Annotated in this window: 24 protein-coding genes; 19 read left to right on the top strand and 5 right to left on the bottom strand. The window is 44.5% G+C overall.

Going from position 1 to position 22,225, the window contains the following annotated elements; translation table 11 throughout:
* Positions 1-13 precede the first annotated feature (13 nt).
* The 11 genes from rsfS (at position 14) to ACX5KA_RS08465 (ending at position 10,569) form a co-directional block, all read left to right on the top strand.
* A complete protein-coding gene (rsfS, locus tag ACX5KA_RS08515) occupies positions 14-331 on the top strand; it encodes a ribosome silencing factor (protein WP_014949353.1) in 318 nt (105 codons plus the stop codon).
* 116 nt (positions 332-447) lie between these two features.
* Positions 448-918: a 23S rRNA (pseudouridine(1915)-N(3))-methyltransferase RlmH gene (gene rlmH, locus ACX5KA_RS08510; protein ID WP_039220720.1), complete on the top strand. Its 471-nt coding sequence runs from the start codon at positions 448-450 to the stop codon at positions 916-918.
* A gap of 30 nt (positions 919-948) precedes the next feature.
* On the top strand, positions 949-2,862 hold the full coding sequence (gene mrdA / locus ACX5KA_RS08505) for a penicillin-binding protein 2 (RefSeq protein WP_458730878.1): 1,914 nt from the start codon (positions 949-951) through the stop codon (positions 2,860-2,862).
* Positions 2,862-3,977 carry a rod shape-determining protein RodA gene (gene rodA, locus ACX5KA_RS08500; protein ID WP_239245809.1) on the top strand — a complete coding sequence of 372 codons (1,116 nt, stop codon included), beginning with the start codon at positions 2,862-2,864 and terminating at the stop codon, positions 3,975-3,977. The genes mrdA and rodA overlap by 1 nt, the downstream gene beginning before the upstream one ends.
* Positions 3,978-3,982: 5 nt before the next feature.
* Entirely contained in the window at positions 3,983-5,005 is a 1,023-nt protein-coding gene (locus ACX5KA_RS08495) for a septal ring lytic transglycosylase RlpA family protein (protein ID WP_458730877.1), read from the top strand.
* Positions 5,006-5,324: 319 nt separating this feature from the next.
* Complete coding sequence (locus tag ACX5KA_RS08490; protein ID WP_458730876.1) at positions 5,325-6,509, top strand: serine hydrolase; 1,185 nt, start codon at positions 5,325-5,327, stop codon at positions 6,507-6,509.
* Positions 6,510-6,610: 101 nt separating this feature from the next.
* Positions 6,611-6,874 (top strand): DUF493 family protein YbeD, encoded by a 264-nt coding sequence (gene ybeD / locus ACX5KA_RS08485; RefSeq protein ID WP_014949347.1) that lies wholly within the window; start codon positions 6,611-6,613, stop codon positions 6,872-6,874.
* Positions 6,875-7,546, top strand: coding sequence for a lipoyl(octanoyl) transferase LipB (gene lipB, locus ACX5KA_RS08480; RefSeq protein WP_039220610.1), 672 nt, complete (start codon positions 6,875-6,877; stop codon positions 7,544-7,546).
* The gene (lipA, locus tag ACX5KA_RS08475; RefSeq protein WP_014998236.1) at positions 7,539-8,501 is read left to right on the top strand and encodes a lipoyl synthase; all 963 of its coding nucleotides are present in this window, start codon (positions 7,539-7,541) and stop codon (positions 8,499-8,501) included. The genes lipB and lipA overlap by 8 nt, the downstream gene beginning before the upstream one ends.
* 178 nt (positions 8,502-8,679) lie before the next feature.
* The gene (gene ansA / locus ACX5KA_RS08470) at positions 8,680-9,687 is read left to right on the top strand and encodes an asparaginase (protein WP_039220616.1); all 1,008 of its coding nucleotides are present in this window, start codon (positions 8,680-8,682) and stop codon (positions 9,685-9,687) included.
* 42 nt (positions 9,688-9,729) lie between these two features.
* Positions 9,730-10,569 carry a DUF2797 domain-containing protein gene (locus ACX5KA_RS08465; protein WP_084081848.1) on the top strand — a complete coding sequence of 280 codons (840 nt, stop codon included), beginning with the start codon at positions 9,730-9,732 and terminating at the stop codon, positions 10,567-10,569.
* A gap of 100 nt (positions 10,570-10,669) precedes the next feature.
* Here ACX5KA_RS08465 and ACX5KA_RS08460 read toward each other — a convergent pair whose 3' ends face one another.
* Positions 10,670-11,221 (bottom strand): NAD(P)H nitroreductase, encoded by a 552-nt coding sequence (locus tag ACX5KA_RS08460; RefSeq protein ID WP_014949342.1) that lies wholly within the window; start codon positions 11,219-11,221, stop codon positions 10,670-10,672.
* Positions 11,222-11,390: 169 nt separating this feature from the next.
* Positions 11,391-12,002, bottom strand: a complete 612-nt coding sequence (locus tag ACX5KA_RS08455) for an HvfX family Cu-binding RiPP maturation protein (RefSeq protein ID WP_458730875.1) — start codon at positions 12,000-12,002, stop codon at positions 11,391-11,393.
* A 44-nt stretch (positions 12,003-12,046) separates the two neighbouring features.
* Between ACX5KA_RS08455 and ACX5KA_RS08450 the strand changes: the two genes are divergently transcribed.
* From ACX5KA_RS08450 to ACX5KA_RS08440, 3 genes are all read left to right on the top strand, one after another.
* Entirely contained in the window at positions 12,047-12,238 is a 192-nt protein-coding gene (locus ACX5KA_RS08450; protein ID WP_039220626.1) for a hypothetical protein, read from the top strand.
* 162 nt (positions 12,239-12,400) lie between these two features.
* Positions 12,401-14,266, top strand: a complete 1,866-nt coding sequence (sppA, locus tag ACX5KA_RS08445; protein ID WP_039220628.1) for a signal peptide peptidase SppA — start codon at positions 12,401-12,403, stop codon at positions 14,264-14,266.
* 50 nt (positions 14,267-14,316) lie between these two features.
* Positions 14,317-14,808, top strand: a complete 492-nt coding sequence (locus ACX5KA_RS08440; RefSeq protein WP_458730897.1) for a SprT family zinc-dependent metalloprotease — start codon at positions 14,317-14,319, stop codon at positions 14,806-14,808.
* A 73-nt stretch (positions 14,809-14,881) separates the two neighbouring features.
* On the opposite strand, the gene yfbV is transcribed toward ACX5KA_RS08440, so the two are convergent.
* Positions 14,882-15,331: a terminus macrodomain insulation protein YfbV gene (gene yfbV, locus ACX5KA_RS08435; protein WP_458730874.1), complete on the bottom strand. Its 450-nt coding sequence runs from the start codon at positions 15,329-15,331 to the stop codon at positions 14,882-14,884.
* 574 nt (positions 15,332-15,905) lie between these two features.
* Between yfbV and trxB the strand changes: the two genes are divergently transcribed.
* The 4 genes from trxB (at position 15,906) to infA (ending at position 18,682) form a co-directional block, all read left to right on the top strand.
* Positions 15,906-16,871, top strand: coding sequence for a thioredoxin-disulfide reductase (gene trxB / locus ACX5KA_RS08430; protein WP_039220635.1), 966 nt, complete (start codon positions 15,906-15,908; stop codon positions 16,869-16,871).
* Between the two features lie 51 nt (positions 16,872-16,922).
* Positions 16,923-17,669 (top strand): leucyl/phenylalanyl-tRNA--protein transferase, encoded by a 747-nt coding sequence (aat, locus tag ACX5KA_RS08425; RefSeq protein ID WP_039220638.1) that lies wholly within the window; start codon positions 16,923-16,925, stop codon positions 17,667-17,669.
* Positions 17,666-18,388, top strand: coding sequence for an arginyltransferase (locus ACX5KA_RS08420; RefSeq protein ID WP_458730873.1), 723 nt, complete (start codon positions 17,666-17,668; stop codon positions 18,386-18,388). Before aat ends, ACX5KA_RS08420 begins: the two co-directional genes overlap by 4 nt.
* A gap of 75 nt (positions 18,389-18,463) precedes the next feature.
* Entirely contained in the window at positions 18,464-18,682 is a 219-nt protein-coding gene (infA, locus tag ACX5KA_RS08415; RefSeq protein ID WP_014949333.1) for a translation initiation factor IF-1, read from the top strand.
* 75 nt (positions 18,683-18,757) lie between these two features.
* On the opposite strand, the gene clpA is transcribed toward infA, so the two are convergent.
* Positions 18,758-21,034 (bottom strand): ATP-dependent Clp protease ATP-binding subunit ClpA, encoded by a 2,277-nt coding sequence (gene clpA, locus ACX5KA_RS08410; RefSeq protein WP_458730872.1) that lies wholly within the window; start codon positions 21,032-21,034, stop codon positions 18,758-18,760.
* A 24-nt stretch (positions 21,035-21,058) separates the two neighbouring features.
* Positions 21,059-21,379, bottom strand: coding sequence for an ATP-dependent Clp protease adapter ClpS (gene clpS, locus ACX5KA_RS08405; RefSeq protein WP_014949331.1), 321 nt, complete (start codon positions 21,377-21,379; stop codon positions 21,059-21,061).
* A 242-nt stretch (positions 21,380-21,621) separates the two neighbouring features.
* Between clpS and cspD the strand changes: the two genes are divergently transcribed.
* A complete protein-coding gene (gene cspD, locus ACX5KA_RS08400; protein ID WP_014949330.1) occupies positions 21,622-21,840 on the top strand; it encodes a cold shock domain-containing protein CspD in 219 nt (72 codons plus the stop codon).
* The last annotated feature ends 385 nt before the right edge of the window (positions 21,841-22,225 follow it).

Below are 22,225 nucleotides of genomic sequence, written 5' to 3'. Positions count from 1 at the left end.
GTGAGGAAAACTCTTGGAGAGTCAACAGCTCAAACAGTTTGTTAAAGACAAAATTGACGATATGAAAGGCCGTGATGTTATTGAACTAGACGTTCGCGGCAAATCAAGTATTACAGATACCATGATCATTTGTTCAGGTAACTCAAAGCGCCACGTTTCATCTATTGCAGAAAATGTCATGGTAGAAGCGAAGAAAGCGGGCCACGCACCGGGAAGCGTGGAAGGCAAGGAGACCGGAGAATGGGTACTTGTCGATTTTGGCGATGTTATTTTGCACGTAATGCAAGATGAAACCCGTGATTTCTACCAGCTAGAGAAACTGTGGTCGTAGTGGCGTAAACGCTTGCTATAAACATGCAGTAACACGGTCAATAAAGGCCATACTCAAATGTGTATGGCCTTTATTGTATAAGTGAAATACTAATTCCTGCGGTAAGGGTAAAAGAAGTGCGTATACAAATCGTCGCGGTTGGAACAAAGATGCCAAACTGGGTAAATACCGGTGTGGATGAATTTATTCGTCGATTTCCTAGCGACATGCCTGTGTCATTCACTGAAATACCTGCCGGCAAACGAGGCAAAAACGCCGATATTAAGCGCATCTTAGAAAAGGAAGGCGAGCAAATGCTGGCCGCTATTCCAAAAGGAAACCGCATTGTTACGTTAGAAGTAACGGGCAAACCCTGGGACACACCCACTTTAGCAAAACAGCTCGACAATTGGAAAATGGACGGACGGGACGTAAGTCTGCTTATTGGTGGTCCAGAAGGGCTAGCACCAGAATGTATTGCTGCGTCGGAACAAAAGTGGTCCTTATCAGCCTTAACTCTACCCCATCCACTTGTTAGGATCATTCTTACAGAAAGCTTATACCGCGCATGGTCGGTGACGCAAAACCACCCATATCACCGTGAATAAGGCGTCGCCAGACTAATGCAAAGGAAATCAATGCCAAGAAAACGACAAGCTATTCGCGATCATTCTGCAGAAGCGAACTTGTTTGCACGCCGTGCGACCATTGCTTTTATTATTGTTGTTGCCATGTTGGGCATTGTACTTAATAACCTTTATTCTTTGCAGGTTACCCAGTTTGAAGATTATCAAACCCGTTCTAACGGTAATCGCATTAAAGTTCTGCCGATAGCGCCAAACCGTGGTCTTATCTATGACCGCAACGGCGTGCTTTTAGCCGAAAACCGCCCGGTTTTCAGTTTGGAAGTTATTCCAGAGCAAGTGGATGACATCGACCAAACCCTGGCAGATTTAACAGAACTAATGGGTATAACCAATGACGAACTTGAGCGCTTCCAGTCAGCGCTTAAAGGTACCCGACGATTTAAACCCGTTGCGCTTCGCACTCAGTTAAGCGAAGAAGAAGTCGCGCTATTTTCTGCCAGCAAACACAAGTTTCCAGGTGTTCAAATTGAAGCGCGTTTGGCACGTCATTATCCGTATAAAGAAACCCTAACCCATGCCCTGGGTTATGTTGCACGCATTAACAAGCGAGACCTACAAAAGCTAGTCGAAGCAGGCCAAGAAGATAATTACGCTGCCACCCACGATATTGGCAAGCTAGGCATTGAGAAATACCATGAAGAGCTACTCCATGGAAAGGTGGGTTACCAGCAGGTAGAGGTGAATAACCAAGGCCGCATTATTCGTGTACTTAGTGTTGAACCACCAACACCAGGCAAAGACATCGTACTTAACTTAGATTTAGAGCTTCAGTTAGAGGCTCAGCGAATAATAGAAGGCATGCGCGGCGCTGTTGTGGTCACCGATGTAAAAACCGGTGGCGTACTCGCCCTCTACTCCAACCCTAGCTACGACCCCAATTTATTTGTGCACGGCATCAGCAGCAAGAATTACTCTGCGCTACTGAATTCGCCAGACCGCCCGTTAATTAACCGAGCAACACAGGGGCAATACCCTCCCGCTTCAACCATTAAACCCCACTTAGGTTTTGTGGGGCTAGAAGAAGGAGTAATCACTAAAGACTATACGGTTAATGACACTGGACGCTATCAACTGCCAAATGTGTCGCACGTGTGGCGCGATTGGCGTCGATGGGGCCACGGTAAAGTAGATGTGGCTAAAGCAATAGAAGTGTCGTGCGATACTTATTATTACGAGCTAGCGTATAAACTGGGTATCGATAAAATCAGTGAATCTATGTACGAATTCGGGTTCGGTGATTTCACAGGCATTGACCTGTATGAAGAATCCGATGCTAATATGCCGAGCCGCGGCTGGAAACGCGCTCGCTTTAATCAACCTTGGTATATTGGTGACACCATCCCCGTTGGTATAGGACAGAGCTATTGGACCACCACGCCGGTACAGTTAAATACATCGGTTAACACGCTGATCAATGCTGGGGAACGCTATATTCCACAAATCATTCGCGGTTATATGAACACCGATAGTTCTGTCGACCTTATCCCACTTAAGTCGCTGCGGCCTATAGAAATTAAGAACCGTAACAATTTGGATGTGGTGTTAAACGCCATGCGCGATGTTGTGAGTGGCGAAGAAGGCGGCGCACGTCATGCATTTGCAGATACTCCTTACGACTCTGCGGGTAAGACAGGAACAGCACAGTTATTTACCGTAGGTCAGAATGAAAAATATGACGCTACTAAAATTGATGAGCGTCTTCGAGACAATGCCATGTATGTTGGCTTTGCACCGTTCAATGATCCAGAGATATCGGTAACCGTGGTCCTTGAAAACGTAGGCGGTGGTAGTAAGAACGCAGCACCCGTCGCCCGTCAAATCATGGATTTCTATTTCAGAGACCGTGTTTTTGAAACTGCCGAAGCTGACTCGGCAAGCTCTGACAATGAATTAGGGACGAACTAGTGAAGAGAACTACCATAAACCCTAATAAAATAAGTTTTCTTCAGCGCATTCATATCGATGGCTGGCTGTTAGTCGGGCTACTCGTGTTAAGTTGTGTTGGGCTATTTACTCTGTACTCGGCGTCAGGTCAGGATATGGAGCAAATGGAGCGCCAGTTTATCAGGCTGGGATTTAGCTTTATCGTTATGTTTGGGTTAGCCCAAGCACCTTTGGGCGTGTTTAGGTTTTTCTCAACCTATGCCTATGGTGCAGGCCTGCTAATGCTAATTGCCGTATTATTATTTGGTGATATGGGCAAAGGCGCACAGCGCTGGCTAGATCTGGGCTTTATCCGTTTTCAGCCCTCTGAACTGATGAAGCTTGCCGTGCCTATGATGGTTGCATGGTATATCAGTAAATTCACTATGCCCCCACGCACCACCCACATTATCGTTGGGTTTGGTTTGGTGGTCGTGCCCACCATTCTCATTGCAAAGCAGCCCGATCTAGGGACCTCGTTACTCATCGCCAGTTCAGGTATTTTTGCCATATTCCTGGCAGGTATGAGCTGGCGGCTTATTTCTGTTGTAGGCGGGTTAGTTGGCGCGTTTGCACCTGTTATGTGGTTCTTTTTAATGAAGGATTATCAAAAACAGCGGGTTCTTACCTTTTTAAATCCAGAAAGCGACCCGCTAGGGTCTGGCTACCACATAATCCAATCTAAAATAGCCATTGGTTCTGGTGGCGTAGACGGCAAAGGCTGGCTGCAAGGTACCCAGTCACAGCTTGAATTTTTACCCGAACGCCACACCGACTTTATCTTTTCAGTTTTTAGCGAAGAGTTTGGCCTTACCGGCGTTATGTGTTTAATGGCAATATACATTTTTATAATTATGCGCGGCCTTATAATTTCTAGTCGAGCGCAAGACGCCTATGCAAAACTACTTGGCGGCAGTATTACGCTTACCTTTTTTGTTTATGTATTTGTAAACATGGGCATGGTATCCGGATTACTTCCCGTGGTGGGTGTTCCCCTTCCTCTAGTGAGCTTTGGAGGAACATCTATGGTGACTTTAATGGCAGGTTTTGGCATTCTTATGGCCATTGCCACTCAGAAACGTTTAATGTCTAGATAACTTGTATGTTGCAGCGCCTTTTTTCGGTACTTGATTTTGTAAAAGCGGGGTTAGTTAGTGCGGGTCTTGTTAGCCAGAATCTGGCAAACGGACAATTCTTTCGCTATAGCTCAGCTGTTTTAATAGTTTTGGCATTAGTGGGATGCCAAAGTGCACTTACACAATCTGGTCGCTATACCCAAAAGCAAGACTCGGCGCCTAAGCACGTTGCCAAGAAACCAGAAACACTTGATGCTGTACCAAAATACGAAGCCTACCGCATGTTTAACAGCAGGCCTTACAAGGTATTGGGCAAGCACTACACGCCAATGGATAGTGGTAAAGGCTATGAAGAGGTCGGCTATGCCAGTTGGTATGGCCAGAAGTTTCACGGTCACTTAACCTCAAATGGCGAAACTTACAATATGTTTGCCATGAGCGCGGCTCACAAAACATTGCCACTGCCCTCTTACGTGCGTGTTACTAACTTGGAAAATAACAAACAAGCGATCGTCCGCGTTAACGACCGAGGCCCTTTTCACGATGATAGAATTATCGATTTGTCGTATGCAGCCGCAGTAAAACTAGGCTACCACAGCAAAGGCACAGCGCGAGTCAAACTTGAAGTTATCCACTTTGACGAACAAAACAATGTGACGGTGGGAAACAGTCCAACTGTTACTTACGATGAATACTTGGGTATTGCGGTAGTACCCGCACCGGCCTTGGCAGCAACTTCACCCACCCCGCCATTAGCCCCCTCTTCGAACACCGCGGATACCAACTCAAGCAGCAGTGAGAAAAGTAGAAACGCGGTAAGTGATGCGGTTTATATTCAAGTTGCTGCGCTTTCAAACGCCGAGAAGGCAAAATCTATATCTAACGTGCTATCGGCGTTATATCAAATTCCCGCTCACCTGCCAGTAGCAGATAACATTTATAAACTACAGCTTGGCCCTATCCACGATGAAGCTGTCGTCGCGGAGGTTCTAGAACAATTAAAGCAAAATGGCTATCCCAACGCTTACGCGATTACACAGACCATGTAGTTAGTTGGGTTGTTGCACGCTCATAAAAACAACGACATTGTGGCAGCATTGTGTCATTCAGCAGGCAATATCACGGTTTCTTCGCCTAATACCTACAATCACGTAAACTTTTTTGATAAAACCTAGTCTTATAAGCAGCCTTTCGTTAAGATCTCTCGCCGCCTCTGTTGAAGAACGGGGTGAAACAACAGAATTCGGTTACGAACTGGACAAAAGCTAAAATTGGGTAGCCATGTTTTGCGGTCATCGTTTCGCGGTCATCGCAACAATAGGGTAAGCTTTAACTCACACGGATAAAACGGTCAAAGAAATTAGAACCATGCTCAGAATAATTCAACGCGCTAAACCGTCATTACTTTCATTTGCCTTTTTGGTGATAGGCACTTTACTACACACAGCAAATGCTGCCGTAGTCACTCCGCCTGCTCCTTCAGTTGCCGCAGAAGGTTTTCTTCTAACCGACTTTGAAACGGGTCATGTGATTACATCTAAAAATGCGGACATGCAGCTTGCTCCTGCGAGCTTAACGAAAATAATGACTATTTATGTTATTGGCAAAGAATTACAGGCCGGTAACATCAGCTTAGACGACGAAGTGACTATCTCGGAAAACGCATGGGCGAAGAAATTCCCTGACTCGTCAAAAATGTTTATTGAAGTAGGTACACAAGTTTCAGTACGTGACTTACTGCGTGGCATTGTTGTGCAGTCAGGTAACGACGCCTGTGTTGCTATGGCAGAACACGTAGCAGGTTCAGAATCTGCTTTTGCCAGCATGATGAATGCTCATTCAGCATCACTGGGCATGACTAGCTCACACTGGGTAAACGCTCACGGTCTTCACGACCCTGATCACTACACTACCCCTCGTGACATGGCGATTCTGTCTCGCGCGCTTATCGCAGAAACACCAGAAATGTACAAGATATATAGCGAGAAGGAATTCACCTACAACGGCATTAAGCAATACAACCGCAATAGCCTATTATGGGACAAAAGCTTAAACGTTGATGGCATTAAAACTGGCCACACGTCAGATGCGGGCTACAGCCTAATCACCTCTGCAGAGCAAGGCGGCATGCGTCTCATCTCTGTAGTTATGGGTACTGATAGCGAACGTGCACGTAAAGTTGAAAACAAAAAGCTACTTAAATATGGCTTCCGTTTTTACGAGACACTTACGCCATACCAAGCTGGTCATAGTTTCGTTGCTCACCGCATCTATATGGGTGATAGAGAGACAGTAGACCTTGGAATTAATCAATCTACCCCCATTACTATTCCACGCGGTCAGGCGGCTAATTTAGAAGCTAACTTCGAACTTGATGACAAGCTTGAAGCACCACTTGCAAAAGGTCAGGTTGTTGGAAAACTTTATCTACAGCTAGACGGTGAAGATGTGGCTAGCTATCCCCTAGTTACTCTTCAAGAAGTAAAAGAAGGCAGCTTCTTTAATCGCATGAAAGACTACATTATGCTTCAGCTAGGATTTGACGACGAGTAAACACCTTTACTGAATACGTTAAAAAGCTAGTTGTGAAGCGGCCAGATTTGTTACAATCTGGCCGTTTTTTTATATGATATTTTAAGTACCAAGGATATCGCATGGATACCCGTTTCGACGAATTACTAGATTTTCCAACAAACCAAACGTTTAAAGTCATGGGCGTTGCTCATGAAGACCTACCTCAACAGGTAGTGAGCTGCCTTCAGCAACATGCGCCAGGCGATTACTCGCCTAACGTAAAACCAAGTAGTAAAGGTACTTACCACTCGGTTTCTATCAGTGTGCGTGTAACCAGTAAAGAGCACATGGAAACCATTTACACTGAACTTGCCAAATTAGAGCTGGTTAGGGTTGTACTTTAAGTGAATGAGCAGTCGATAACGTCTGACGCGACCGGCGTTATAGTGCGTCAGTTAGGGCGTCAGCCGTATGAGCCTATCTTCGAGGCAATGAAGCGCTTTACCGATGAGCGCGACCAAAACACCCAAGATGAAATTTGGCTTGTTGAACACGATGCTGTCTTTACGCAAGGACAAGCAGGCAAAGCTGAACACATACTTATGCCTGGTGATATTCCTGTTGTTCAGGTTGACCGAGGCGGCCAAGTAACCTATCACGGTCCTGGCCAACAAGTTATTTATCTAATGCTAAACATTAAGCGCAGAAAGCTAGGTGTTCGCCATTTAGTCACTGCTATGGAAGAAGCGGTGGTCGGACTACTTGGAAAATACGGTGTAACCGCGTATCCAAAGCCCGATGCGCCTGGCGTATACGTCGATGAGAAGAAAGTTTGTTCATTAGGTTTAAGAATACGTAATGGCTGCTCGTTTCATGGCTTAGCTTTAAATGTTAACATGGACCTATCACCGTTTCAGCGTATTAATCCTTGCGGGTATGCCGGTATGGAAATGATCGATACCGCGCGCCTCAATGGTCCGACTACGCTTGAAACCGCTGGTAATGAATTAACGCATTTGTTGCTAGAAGCGCTTTCCATTGCACAGCCAACATACAAAGAAGGTTTTGATGAGTAATGCACGACCTCAAGCGGGGGTAAAACTCCGTGATGATGAAAAAGTAAAACACATTCCCGTCACTATTATTCCTACTGAAAAGGAAGAAATGCTGCGCAAGCCGGAGTGGATTAAAATCAAGCTTCCTCGTACTACCGAGAAAATTGATCACATCAAACAGACACTTCGCAAAAACAACCTTCACTCTGTGTGTGAAGAAGCGAGTTGTCCTAACCTTGCCGAGTGTTTCAACCACGGTACAGCCACCTTTATGATTCTTGGTGATATTTGTACCCGTCGTTGTCCTTTCTGTGACGTTGCCCACGGTAAACCGCTTCCTCCTAGTGCAGAAGAGCCTGAGAAGCTGGCTAAAACCATTGCAGAAATGAATTTGCGCTATGTGGTTATTACTTCTGTTGACCGCGATGACCTTCGCGACGGTGGCGCTCAGCATTTCGTAGACTGTATTAACGCCATTCGTGAACACAGCCCAACAACGACAATAGAAGTACTCGTACCCGATTTCCGTGGACGTATGGATCGCGCGCTTGAGATTTTCAAAAACGGCGTGCCTGATGTGTTCAACCACAACTTAGAGACGATCCCGCGTTTATACCGTGAATGTCGCCCTGGCGCGAATTACCAATGGTCGTTGGATTTGCTTAAGAAGTTTAAAGCGCAACACCCTGACGTGATGACCAAATCTGGTCTGATGATGGGTATGGGCGAAGAGAACGAAGAAATTCAAGGCGTACTTGATGACCTGCGCGCTCACAATGTGGACATGCTTACGCTGGGTCAATACCTTCAGCCAAGCCGTCACCACTACCCGGTTAAGCGCTACGTACACCCTAAGGAATTTGACGCCCTTGGTGACTACGCAAAAGAAATCGGCTTCACGCATGCAGCATGTGGCCCTATGGTGCGCTCTAGCTACCATGCAGACCAACAAGCAGCGGGTAAAGAAGTTAAGTAGTACCGAACTTCAGCATAGCGTTGCTAAAAAGTTGATACAGAATAAAAGCGGTGATCTTCACCGCTTTTTTGTGCCTTCGTATTTCAGGGTGACAAACCCGTGGGTATTGTTAGAATGCCCGTCAAATTACGCTATTCCCTTTTGAAAAGTATTCCCAAATTAAGGGTAAGGTCATTTCATGCGCAAACATATATATATTGCCTATACAGGTGGAACTATTGGTATGAAGCCGTCTAAGCAAGGCTACGTACCCGCTGCAGGCTTCTTGTCAGACACACTGAAAAAGATGCCGGAGTTTCATCGTTCTGAAATGCCCCTTTTTACACTGCATGAATACGATAACCTTATCGATTCATCAGACATGGATCCGTCTGACTGGCAGCGTATTGCCGATGATATCGCCGACAACTACGACAAGTATGATGGCTTCATTATTTTGCACGGTACAGACACCATGGCATACACCGCCTCGGCGTTGAGTTTCATGCTTGAGGATTTGTCAAAACCTGTCATTGTTACCGGTTCTCAAATTCCACTGGCAGAGCTTCGCTCAGATGGTCAAGTCAACCTTCTAAACGCGTTATACGTTGCCGCGAACTTCCCCATTGCCGAAGTCGGACTGTTCTTCAATAACAGACTACTTCGCGGCAACCGCAGCCGTAAAGTAGATGCTGATGGGTTCAGTGCCTTTGACTCCCCTAACTTTCCTCCACTGTTAGAAGCTGGCATTAACATTCGTCTGAAGGCCGGTGAATTAGCGAAGAGACCAAATAACACCTTAACGGTATCGAAAGTCAAAGCCCAACCGATCGGCATGGTTAGTTTGTATCCAGGTATTGCGCCAGAGGTCATTAAAAACACGCTACAGCAGCCGGTGAATGCACTGATTTTACTGAGCTATGGTGTGGGCAATGCACCTCAGAACCCTGAGCTTATTGCACAGTTAAAATACGCAAAAGCCAGGGAAATTCCTGTTTTGAACTGTACCCAGTGTATGCGCGGTCGCGTAAACATGGGTGGATATGCCACTGGCCATGGTTTGCAAGAAGTAGGAGTTTTATCGGGTAGCGATATGACGCCCGAGGCTGCCCTCGCGAAACTGCACTACTTATTAAGTAAAGGGCTACCTTTTGAGGAAATAAGCCATCTATTAACGCAAAACTTGCGTGGCGAATTAAGCGACTAACAGTCGTTACAAATAAAGTATTTAAGAAAAAGGTTTCAACAAGTGACAACAACATATTCGGGTATGCTAAAAAAAATGCGTACCACCGCTGATGAAAACAATACCGTGCACTACTCGCTTCCAATTGGTGATGAGTTGGTAGATATCAATTCTCTTATCGGCAAGGAACTAACGGTAACCTATTCTGGTGAAATCAACTGTGTTCACTGCAACCGCAAAACCAAAAAAAGCTTCAACCAGGGATACTGCTACCCGTGTTTGATATCTCTGGCGCAATGCGATAGCTGCATCATTAAGCCAGAAAAGTGCCATTACCACGAGGGGACGTGCAGAGAGCCTCAGTGGGGCGAAGAACATTGTTTTAGCGAGCATTTTGTTTATTTGGCTAACACAGGTACGGTAAAAGTGGGCATCACTCGTCAAGTCACTGAAGGCGTGTCTACGCGATGGATGGATCAAGGGGCTACGCAAGCTACCGTAATGCTGCGAGTTCCTGACAGGCTTACCAGTGGTTTGGTTGAAACGTTATGCAAGGATCACATTGCAGATAAAACCAATTGGCGAACAATGTTAAAGGGCAAACCTGACGAGGTTGATTTAGAACAGGTCAAAACCGAATTAATGGGTAAAATTGAAAGTGAGTTAGAAGCGCTGAAGCAAGAAAAAGGGCTTCAAGCAGTATCAGAAGTGACTACGCCTATCCATGATATTCATTACCCTGTTGAAGATTATCCGGTAAAGATAAAATCTTTAAACTTAGATAAGACACCGTCATTTACTGGTGTATTGCAAGGTATCAAAGGGCAATACTGGATGCTAGATGGCGATCGCGTTATTAATATCAGGAAGTTCGCTGGTTATAATGTAGACCTATCTTTCTAGGTTAAATGTTAGGGTCCTATTTTAGTTTACTTATAAAAATAAGACCCTTGTTACCCGCCGCTAGCTATCTAATGCGGCAGTTTATTCGAATACGTATCAACTACTGCCAGAATTCAAAGTAGTCGTTACTATTTCTTTGCGGTTTAGGTGCAGGCTCAAACGCTGGTGTTCCTAAATATAAGAAACCTACCAGCTCGTCTTCTTCACTTAAACCTAATCCGTTTCTTACCGTTTCACAGTGTGCGTAACCACCGGTGCGCCACATGCCGTTAAACCCTTGTGCTACTGCTGCCATTTGCATCGCCATTACGCCACAGCTTGCTGACGCTATCTGCTCAACACGCGGTACCTTTTCATGTTCCACATGCTTTGCGATGGCTACGATAACCATAGGTGCGCGGTGAGGAAGCTGCACGGCACGTTCAATTTCTTTCTGCGACTTTTCATTTTCAATAGCGGATTGCTCATAGAGTGCACCTAGCTTATCCAGCCCTTTTCCTGTGCACACAATAAAACGCCACGGAGTAAGACAAGCATGGTCTGGGGCACGTAGTGCAGCCTGCATAATATTTTCTAAGGCATCACCACTAGGTGCTGGCGCTTCCAATCGAGGCTGAGAACTTCTGTTGAGTAACAATGTTAATGCGTCCATTTACGTCCCTACTTTATTTTTTCGCGTTGCTGTTATCATGCTTCAATTTTCATAATCGAGAAAAGCGTGCCAACAACAATGATTTACCTAACCTGAATGCTAGATCCTACGGTTCATAAACGAAAAAGACCAGAAAATTCCGGCCTTTTGTACAGCAAATAGAGCGCCCCTAATTACTTTTAGAACGCATGGCTTTATTCACATAGTAATCGACACTAAAGAAGCGTCCACCACCATAGATAAACAAAACTAAAAGCATTATAAAATAGGTAGCAGCGAATTCGATGCCGTTGTTAAGTACCACAAAGTTACCGCTGGATGTAAGCCAGTCATAATGGCCATGCTCTTGTAACAATGATTTAGCCGCCGCCAGCTTTTCTGGCGCAGCCATTATGTTTTCATTCGTTAAGATTGTACCGTCGGCTAGCCATGAAGACGCATCAGCAATAGCAAGCCACCCATTCTTAGCGTGAACACTCACCATGGCGACTATCATGGTTACCATTAACGGAATACTCACCAAGCGCGTCAATGCACCCAATAACAATAGAACACCGCCCACGAGTTCTGCAGCTGTAGCTAAGAACGCCATTACCAAAGGCATTGGTAAACCAAGCCCATAATCATCGTTACCAAACCAATCTACAATACTGTCGAAACTGGATGCTTTATTCCAGCCAGCCTGTATCATCACTGGTGCTAAATACACGCGCAATAAAAGTAAAGGAATGCCATCTGCCACTTGCAGTCGGGCTACGATTTGTTGGTAAATGTGTGTCATTGTTTTGCCTACTTTGTGTGATTAAGAAATAAGAACGGCACTTTATGAAAAAAATTTCATCGCGCGAAAATAAGCCCTCACCGTTTTTACGACTAATGAAAAAGGGTCATGGAAAAACCGGCTATAAAGCAAAGAATGGAAAATTTCTTATGACGATGAGCGAGGATAATCACAAACGTATTGCCTCCCTCATTCAAAAGTGGCTGGAACAAGACGAAAAAAAGAACGCAGAATAAAAGTCATGGTAAGTCGTCGAAAACAAAGACACTCACAAAAAATTACAATTAAGTTCGCGATCTTACTCGATTTAGGTAACATAATAGAATGCAGTACGTGAGTAAGGTATGCCTGATCTATCTTGCTCTGGTTAGTTAATTCAAAAAAAGGTAGTGATTAAAATGGCAGCCAAAGGAAATTGGACTAAATCCTTGTTTATTGGCTTGTGGACGGTGCTTAACTTCACCCGCAAACTTTTCTTTAATTTGATATTCATTGTTATTTTTGTTGGATTGATTATCGCCATTGCTGGTCAGGATGACGACCCGCTAACGGTCAATAAGGACAGCGCGCTTTTCCTTACTTTGAACGGCAAACTCGTTATTGAAAAAGAAAGCATTGATCCTTTTGAGCAATTTTTGCAGGAATCACTAGGTAGCGAGCCCGAAAACCCAGAAGTGCTTGTTCGCGACGTAGTTAAAGTGCTAGAGAATGCCAAAAAAGATCGACGTATAAAAGCCCTTGTTCTGGATCTACACGGGTTAACAGGCGGCGGTTTAGATAAATTGCGTAATGTGGCCAACGCTATCGACACATTCAAAGAATCAGGAAAACCCGTTTACGCAATTGGCGATTATTTCTCACAAGATCAATATTATCTAGCCGCTCATGCTGACAATATCTATCTAAATCCCATGGGTGGCTTGATGTTCGAAGGTTACGGACGTTACGGCATGTACTTTAAAGACATGCTTGAGAAACTCAAAGTTACCACGCACATATTCCGCGTAGGGACTTATAAATCTGCCGTTGAGCCTATCATGCGCAACGACATGTCTGATGAAGCAAAAGAAGCGGAAAAGCAATGGTTAGACGGCTACTGGGCGCAATACAAGTCTGACGTTGCGTCAGCTCGCGGTATTGACGAGTCTAACTTCGATGAAACCTTGGAAGGTCTATTAGCTAAGTTTGAAGCTGCTGGTGGTGACTTTGCTCAGTATGCCCTTGAAAACAACTGGGTAGATGCTTTAAAAACTCGCGAGGAAGTGAGAGTTGAATTAACCGAATTAGTGGGTGAAGGTGATAACGAACACGGCGTAAACCTCACTACATTCAACACTTATCTCAAAGTAGTGAACCCACCCATGCCTGTTATCGAATCAGACATGGATAAGATAGCCATTGTTGTTGCAAAAGGGACTATTTTAAATGGCAATCAAAAAGCGGGCACCATTGGTGGAGATAGCACTGCACGCTTACTCAGAAAAGCACGCTTAGATGACAACGTAAAAGCTGTTGTTCTTCAAATTGATTCACCGGGAGGCAGTGCATTTGCTTCTGAAGTGATTCGTCAAGAAGTATTGCAGCTCCAACAAGCCGGCAAGCCGGTTATTGCCTCTATGAGTACTTACGCGGCGTCTGGTGGCTACTGGATTGCAGCAAGTACCGACAAAATTATTGCCAGCCCAAGCACTATTACAGGTTCTATTGGCGTGTTCGGCATGTTCATGACATACGAAAACTCACTCGACTACCTTGGTATCCATAGCGACGGGGTGGGTTCAACAGAGCTTGCCGGGTTCTCAGCTGTTCGCCCTCTTGCACCTGAATTTGGCCAAATTTTACAGCGCAATGTGGAAAACACTTACGGCAATTTCTTGTCGCTCGTATCTAGTGCACGTGACATGTCTGTTGAAGACGTTGATAGCGTTGCGCAAGGTCGCGTTTGGATAGGTGAAGACGCAATTGAATTGGGCCTTGTTGATCAATTGGGCACCCTCGAAGACGCTGTTACTGCCGCGGCAGAATTTGCAGAGCTTGAAAAATACGACACTTTCTATGTTCAACGTACCTTAAGTGCACAAGAAATTTTCTGGAAAGAGTTTTTCGGCCAGGCTATGACGTTTGTAGGAAAGTGGCAGTTTGCTAACGCCGACTCTGCATTAGTTAACGAATTCAAACGTGTGCTCCAAGAGTTTAGTCTGATCAATAAGCTTAACGACCCTAAAGGTACTTATGTTTTGTGTTTACCTTGTGATGTTGAGTAATATGCATTAAAAACAAGAAAGCATAATCATACGTATAGTGAGGCAGCAAGATCGCTTCAAATGACCTAACTAATGAACAGCGTCGCGTTATATCCGACGCTGTTTTTTGTTGCTATGAGCAGGCTGAGCAATATTTTAAACGTAGTTTTGACCGCCCAACCATCACTTTTAGACGCTCAGGTAAAAATGCAGGCACTGCATTTTTGCAACAAAACCGCGTTAACTTTCACCCTCTTCTTTTCAAAGATAATGTCGATGCGTTTCTTGAGGACGTGATCCCGCATGAGGTCAGTCATTTACTGGTATGGACTTTGTTTGGTAGGGTCCAACCCCATGGAAAGGAATGGCGATCGATTATGCTGGGTGTTTTTAAGCGCTCGCCTTCAACTACGCATCAATTCGATGTAAAGCAGGTAGCCAAAACCTTTCTATATGAATGTAATTGCGATACATATGCGTTGAGCACGCGAAGGCACAATAAAATTTTAAAAGGAGCTCAATACAGGTGCAGGAAGTGTCAAAGCCTACTTAAAGCATCGTAAGCGCTTTGCAGTTCACCAAATAACTCCTCATTTACCCTGTCTAACGCTCGACTTGGTGAAACTTGGCCTTTTGTTAGTTAAACCAATGCTTGGTAAAAGCATTGTCTAAGTCGTTAAACGCCGTTTTAAGAAGCTGCGCGAGTTCTTTGTACTTAGGTTTAGACTTTGCTTTACTCACACTAACGCCTTGCGTACGCATTTTTGAATGGATTTCTTGGTACCAGCTTTTAAGTTGTGGCGGAAGGTATTGGTCTGAGCGATGCCCTAGCCATAACAAGCCCTGCATAGGCAGACTTAAGAAAAAAGCGCCTATGGTAATAGTTTGAGGGAGATAATCTGTGCCAAGGTTTTGATACAAAAGTGCGCACGACACCATCGCGACAGGCGGCATTGTTTTAATCGCAAATTTGGTCGCAGCGACAACCCGGCACTCTGGAAAAAAGGCGTAGAGCTCTTTTCTGACAGGCCATGTCTTCATGTACTGCTGACCGTTTTTCAACATTATCATTACTGATTGAGACATGGCTCACCTCTTCTTTTTTAGGTACGTACTTCTAAATTGTAAACGGCTTTTTTGGCATTACAATTTTATTGCGCTTTTTTCACGCATATTGCCAGTGCTATTCTCGCTAACCACTGTCACTTAATTTTATCAAACAAGAGGGCTTAATGGATCATTAAGTTTCATTGCAATCTTGGCGCGCTTTAATTAAAAGCCGAATATTATCTGTAGATTTTTGTTCTGCATTTCGATGCAGCTATTAGGGCACAAACTGCTTAACTCATTCTTGCTCGTAAAGGTACTACAAAGTTAAAACGAGCTTAATAATTAAATGGTATAAATTGAACTTATCTTTAAGTGACATTTTTCTCTCTTAAAGGCATCATATAGCGCTTAAGCCCAAACAATGTGCAGAATGGCTTTGTTGTTATTTTAATTAAACGAGTTAATGACACACCTTCAGATGCTGCACTGGCAAACAACTATAATAAAAGTAACTAGGTGTTGTGCTTGATTTACGAATTTTCGCCCCTACCTAGCCTTCTAAGAGAATTTTATAAGTAACCCACGGCGGGTGAATTATTTGGAGAGGAAAATGGCAGAAAGCAGACACGTCCGTCTACTTATCTTGGGTTCAGGCCCAGCAGGTTATTCAGCAGCGGTTTACGCTGCACGTGCAAACCTTAAACCTGTACTGTTAACTGGTATTCAACAAGGCGGACAGCTTACTACCACAACAGAAGTAGAAAACTGGCCGGGCGATCCTGAAGGCCTAACTGGCCCAGATCTAATGGTTCGTATGCAAAAGCATGCAGAGAAGTTCGATACCGAAATCATTTTCGACCATATCAACAAAACTGATTTTTCAAAGCGTCCCTTCACGCTTTATGGCGACAGCGGCACTTATACGTGTGACGCACTAATCATTGCTACAGGCGCGTCTGCTAAATACTTAGGTCTTGAGTCTGAGCAAGCCTTTATGGGTAAAGGTGTTTCTGCCTGTGCGACCTGTGACGGTTTCTTCTACCGCAACCAGAAAGTAGCGGTGATAGGCGGCGGTAATACAGCCGTTGAAGAAGCGCTTTATCTTTCAAACATCGCTTCAGAAGTGCATGTTATTCACAGAAGAGATAGCTTTAGAAGTGAAAAAATTCTTGAGCAACGCCTTCGTGATAAAGCAGAAAACGGTAACGTGGTATTACACTTAAACCGTACACTAGATGAAGTGCTCGGTGACGAAATGGGTGTAACCAAAGTCCGTATTAAAGATACGAACAGCGAAGCGACAGAAGAGCTTGATGTTATGGGTCTATTCGTTGCTATCGGTCACAAGCCAAACACTGATATCTTTGATGGCCAGCTAGAAATGAAAGACGGCTATATCGTGGTGAATAGTGGCACTAACGGAAACGCAACGCAAACTAGCGTTGAAGGTGTATTTGCTGCCGGTGACGTGAGCGATCACATTTATCGTCAAGCTATTACTTCTGCAGGCACAGGCTGTATGGCTGCATTAGACGCTGAAAAATACTTAGACGGTACTATGCCTGAACAAGGCTAATACTGTCCTCCTAAGCCCTGCATCTTTGCAGGGCTTTTTTCCGGCCTATTTATGATAGCGTTACATTATATTGAAGAAGGCGCCCCCTTCCCTTCTGTAGACACCGCCCTAGACGATCCTAACGGCCTATTAGCATTCGGCGGCGACCTTAGCCCTGCCCGTTTATTTTCAGCTTACTCTCAGGGCATATTTCCTTGGTTTAGTGATGACGAGCCGCTGTTGTGGTGGTCACCCGACCCCAGAGCCATTATTGAACTCGACAATTTTGTCGCATCGAAAAGCCTTAAGAAGCTTGCTCGAAAACGAAAGTACACAGTAACGTTAAATCATGCGTTTGACCGTGTCATTGAAGCTTGTTCATCAACCCCTCGCAAAAATCACAATACAGGGGAATTAAACAGCGAAACATGGATAACTGATGACATGATTGCAGCCTATCGGCAGCTTAACGGTTTGGGGTTAGCGCACTCAGTGGAAGTATGGGACGGCGAAACATTGGTGGGTGGACTATATGGCGTTGGAATTGGCAAGGTATATTGCGGTGAATCGATGTTTCACTGGGAAAGTAATACGTCAAAACTTGCTATGATGGCTTTGGTTGAGCACATGAAGTCTCACGATATGGCCTTTATTGATTGCCAGCTTCCTACCGATCATTTGGCATCTCTTGGTGCGAATACGTTACCACGTGAAAACTTTATTGAAAAACTTGAAAACAACAACCACACTTTAACTGAAGACGGTAGGCTGTCAGAAGACTACCTTAATCGTTGGAAGCCAAGAGTGATTACTCCGTGAAGTTTGGTATAACCCAATCATTTTCATGTAGCTATTTGCCCGATGAGCAAGAGCAATTATTAGTATACGCCGAAAATAATGATTTTCAGGCGTGGCGATACTCGCAACTTATTCAAGTGGGGTTTCGACGAAGCGGTGAACAAATTTACCGTCCACACTGTTCAGATTGTAAGGCTTGTAAATCGGTACGGATCCCGGTTGATGCTTTTACGCCTTCTCGCAGTCAAAAAAGGCTGCTTAAAAAAAATAATGGGTTTCGCGTTGAGTTGGTGGATAAAACCAAAGACTCCTACTACCCGTTATACGAGCGCTACATCACAGAACGACATGCTGACGGCAGTATGTACCCGCCATCAAAAACACAATTTGATAACTTTGTACGATGTGATTGGATGCCAACCCACTACCTTGAGGCATACGACGGTGACAGGTTGATCGCAGTAGCCGTAACGGATGTGGTCGATGCCAACGAGGATATGGGGGCACTCTCTGCTCTGTATACATTTTTTGACCCCGACTATAGTTCAGTGTCGCTAGGTACTTGGATGATACTCATGCAAATTGAGCAAGCAAAGCATTTAGGGCTTCAATACGTATATTTAGGCTATTACGTAGAGGGCTGCCAAAAAATGTCTTACAAGCATAAATTTTTGCCATTTGAGCAGTTTAGTGACAATGAATGGCATCTATTTACCAAAAATAGTAAAATACCCACTTAATTGCTTTACACTGAACCCAAGATTGGGTAAGGTCTGCGCGGCAAAAATTTTGAATTACTGAGGTAACTGCTTTACATGGCAAAAGAAGATTGTATTGAAATGGAAGGTACTGTGTTGGACACGCTACCTAACACTATGTTCCGCGTTGAACTAGAAAACGGTCACGTGGTGACTGCACACATCTCTGGTAAAATGCGCAAGAACTATATCCGTATTCTTACTGGCGATAAGGTCACCGTTGAGATGACTCCTTACGATTTGACCAAAGGTCGTATCGTTTATCGCGCAAGATAATGAGCCATTTAAGCGGTAACGCATAAAAAAAGCCCGATTAAGATCGGGCTTTTTCGTATTAAATGCTTTGCTTTATCAGCTTGGCTCTGCTTCTTCAGACGTCGCTCCTACACCTGAGTACTCAAAGGTAAGTTTGTCGTCGACGCAATCCACTTTAACGTTTCCGCCCTTAGACAGTTCGCCAAACAATAACTCGTTCGCCAACTCTTTCTTAAGATCATCTTTAATAACGCGTGCCATAGGACGTGCTCCCATTGCTTTGTCATAGCCTTTCTCGGCCATATAAGCGCGAGCTGCACTGGTAACCTCAAGCGACACACCCTTCACGTCAAGCTGTGCCTGAAGCTCAATGATGAACTTATCGACCACTTGTAGAATAATTTCAGGGTCAAGGTGATTGAACCAAATTATACCGTCTAGGCGGTTTCTGAATTCAGGTGTAAACACCTTATTGATTTCAGACATCGCATCGTGACTGTGATCTTGTTGCTTAAAACCAATGGACTTGCGCACTGTTTCCTGAACACCAGCATTAGTGGTCATCACCAACACCACGTTTCTGAAGTCAACTTTGCGGCCGTTGTTATCAGTCAGCGTACCGTGGTCCATCACTTGAAGAAGAATATTGTAGATGTCGCTATGCGCTTTCTCAATTTCATCTAACAAGACTACCGAATACGGATTTTTAATCACCGCATCTGTTAACAGACCACCCTGGTCGAAGCCAACGTAACCAGGAGGCGCGCCAATAAGTCGGCTCACAGCATGACGTTCCATGTACTCAGACATATCAAAACGTACAAGCTCAACACCCATGATTTTAGCCAGCTGTTGAGTTACTTCTGTTTTACCAACACCAGTTGGACCGGCGAATAAGAAACTACCAATTGGTTTTGCTTCATTGCCAAGCCCAGAACGTGACAGCAATATAGCGTCATTAAGCGTCTCTATAGCCTTATCCTGACCAAATACGACCATCTTAAGGTTGCGACCAAGGTTTTTAAGTACTTCTTTATCAGAGGCTGAGACAGACTTCTCTGGGATTCGCGCCATTTTCGCAATTATTTGCTCAATGTCACCCACACCAATAGTCTTTTTACGCTTGGAAGGTGGCAACAAACGCTGACTTGCTCCCGCCTCGTCCATTACATCAATGGCCTTATCTGGAAGGTGACGTTCATTGATGTATTTCGCTGACAATTCTGCCGCAGCTTGAATCGCTTTTTGAGTAAAGCGCACGTTATGGTGCTCTTCGTAGCGGCTCTTAAGGCCAAGCAATATCTTTGTGGTATCGCTCACGCTAGGTTCAGTTACGTCAACTTTTTGGAAACGACGTGCCAGCGCGCGATCTTTCTCAAAAATACCTTGGTATTCTTGATATGTAGTTGAGCCAATGCAACGTAGTTCACCGCTTGACAGCTTAGGCTTAAGTAAGTTGGAAGCATCCATCACACCGCCTGATGCAGCACCCGCGCCTATAATGGTATGGATTTCATCAATAAACAAAATAGCGTTTTTATCTTTGCCTAGCTCTTTCAAGATTGCTTTTAAACGCTTCTCGAAGTCACCGCGATATTTAGTACCAGCAAGAAGGCCACCTAAATCCAGTGAATATACTGTGCTTTCAGCAATAACATCAGGCACGTCTTCGTTTACTATTCGGTAAGCTAAACCCTCTGCTATAGCAGTTTTACCTACGCCCGCTTCACCCACTAGTAATGGGTTATTTTTACGACGACGACATAAAATTTGGATCGTACGCTCTACTTCAGAATCGCGCCCAATAAGCGGGTCAATTTTGCCGTCTTTTGCGTGGCGGTTAAGGTCGGTAGCGTATTTACTTAACGCAGAACCACCCTCTTCACCTGCTTCAGATTCTTCCGATGCTTCAGGGTTAACAGGCTCGTCATCATCTGCTTTACTAACACCATGACTGATAAAGTTCACAACGTCTAAGCGCGTTACGTCTGCTTTCTTAAGAATGTAAACCGCCTGCGACTCTTGCTCACTGAAGATAGCGACGAGCACATTGGCGCCCGTAACTTCGTCTTTACCCGACGATTGCACATGAAAAACCGCCCGCTGAAGCACGCGCTGAAAACCGAGCGTGGGCTGAGTTTCCCGTTCGTTTAATTGGTCATCCAGAATAAGTGGCGTCGTATCTTTAACGAACGATAGCAGTTCACTCTTAATCGCCTCGATATCGGCACCACACGCTTTAAGCGCATCACGAGCAGCTGAGTTATCAAGCAATGCCAACAACAAGTGCTCAACCGTCATAAACTCGTGACGGTGCTCTCTGGCAAATACAAACGCATCATTCAACGTTTGTTCTAATTCTTTATTTAACATATTGCTCGCCCTCTACAAAAAACCTTATGCCTGCTCCATCGTGCACATCAACGGATGCTGATGTTTGCGTGCGTACTGATTTACCTGCATCACTTTTGTCTCTGCTATCTCAGCAGTGAAAATGCCACACACGGCTTTTCCCTGATAATGAACGGTCAGCATAAGTTGGTTGGCTTTCTCAGCGTCCATATTGAAAAACTGCATGAGTACCTCAATGACAAAATCCATCGGTGTATAGTCGTCATTGTTCAACAACACTTTATACATGGGAGGCGGCTGCGGCTTCTGTCGCTGCGCGTCTTTCTGTTTTTCCTTTTCGATACTAATAGCGTTGTCTTTACTCATAACTTAATAATAGTGGTTTACCGGCATATGTGTACAAACTTTTGTATAAATTTATTCACATTTGCCCTTGACATAATATGGTTAAAAAATCTACATTTTGTATGGTGGTTTTGAGTATTACACGTTTAGCACTTTAAAGCAGGACTTTAAAGGAACTGTAGTCAATACTCTTTCCCCAGTGTCTCCGGATCTATAATGGGGGCATATACTCGTGAGTTCAAGGATTAAGAGGAAGTCGAAGTATGGCGGTTGGCAAAGTTAAATGGTTTAACAACGCAAAGGGTTTTGGATTTATCGTACCTGAGGACGGTGGTGAAGATATTTTCGCGCATTACTCTACGATTCAAATGGAAGGCTATCGTTCGCTAAAAGCAGGTCAAGAAGTTACGTTCGAAGTACAGCAAGGCCCTAAGGGCCTGCATGCTGAGAACATTGGCTTCAAAGAAGAACCTGAGCGTTAAGAAAAGAATTTATAAAGCCTGGCCCTGAGTCAGGCTTTTGGTTTTTTTGCCATTCAAAGAATATAGGTGCAGTAAAGCGTCTGTGTGGTTGGTTGTGCTCTAATTTTACCCCCCCAAAAAAAGCATTACGTTATCGTAACGTAACGTGTTGGTACAGAGCGCCTAACCAACAAGCTTTGCTCCCGTATTTTCATTTTCCGTTAGTACACTTCTTTCCAAAATATAAAGTATACCTCCCTACACAATACTGGTGATTGACACACTTTATCTTAGTCCGCATAGATCATTGCCTACTCTGCTAGGTTTAAAATGTTCGTAATCGCGGCGTGTTAGCGCAGCTATAGTGGTTCTACATATCGAGTAGGGTGAGGCTTGCGCCTCATCC

The organism is Alteromonas alvinellae (assembly GCF_902705805.1).
This window is presented reverse-complemented; position numbering and strand designations above follow the sequence as displayed.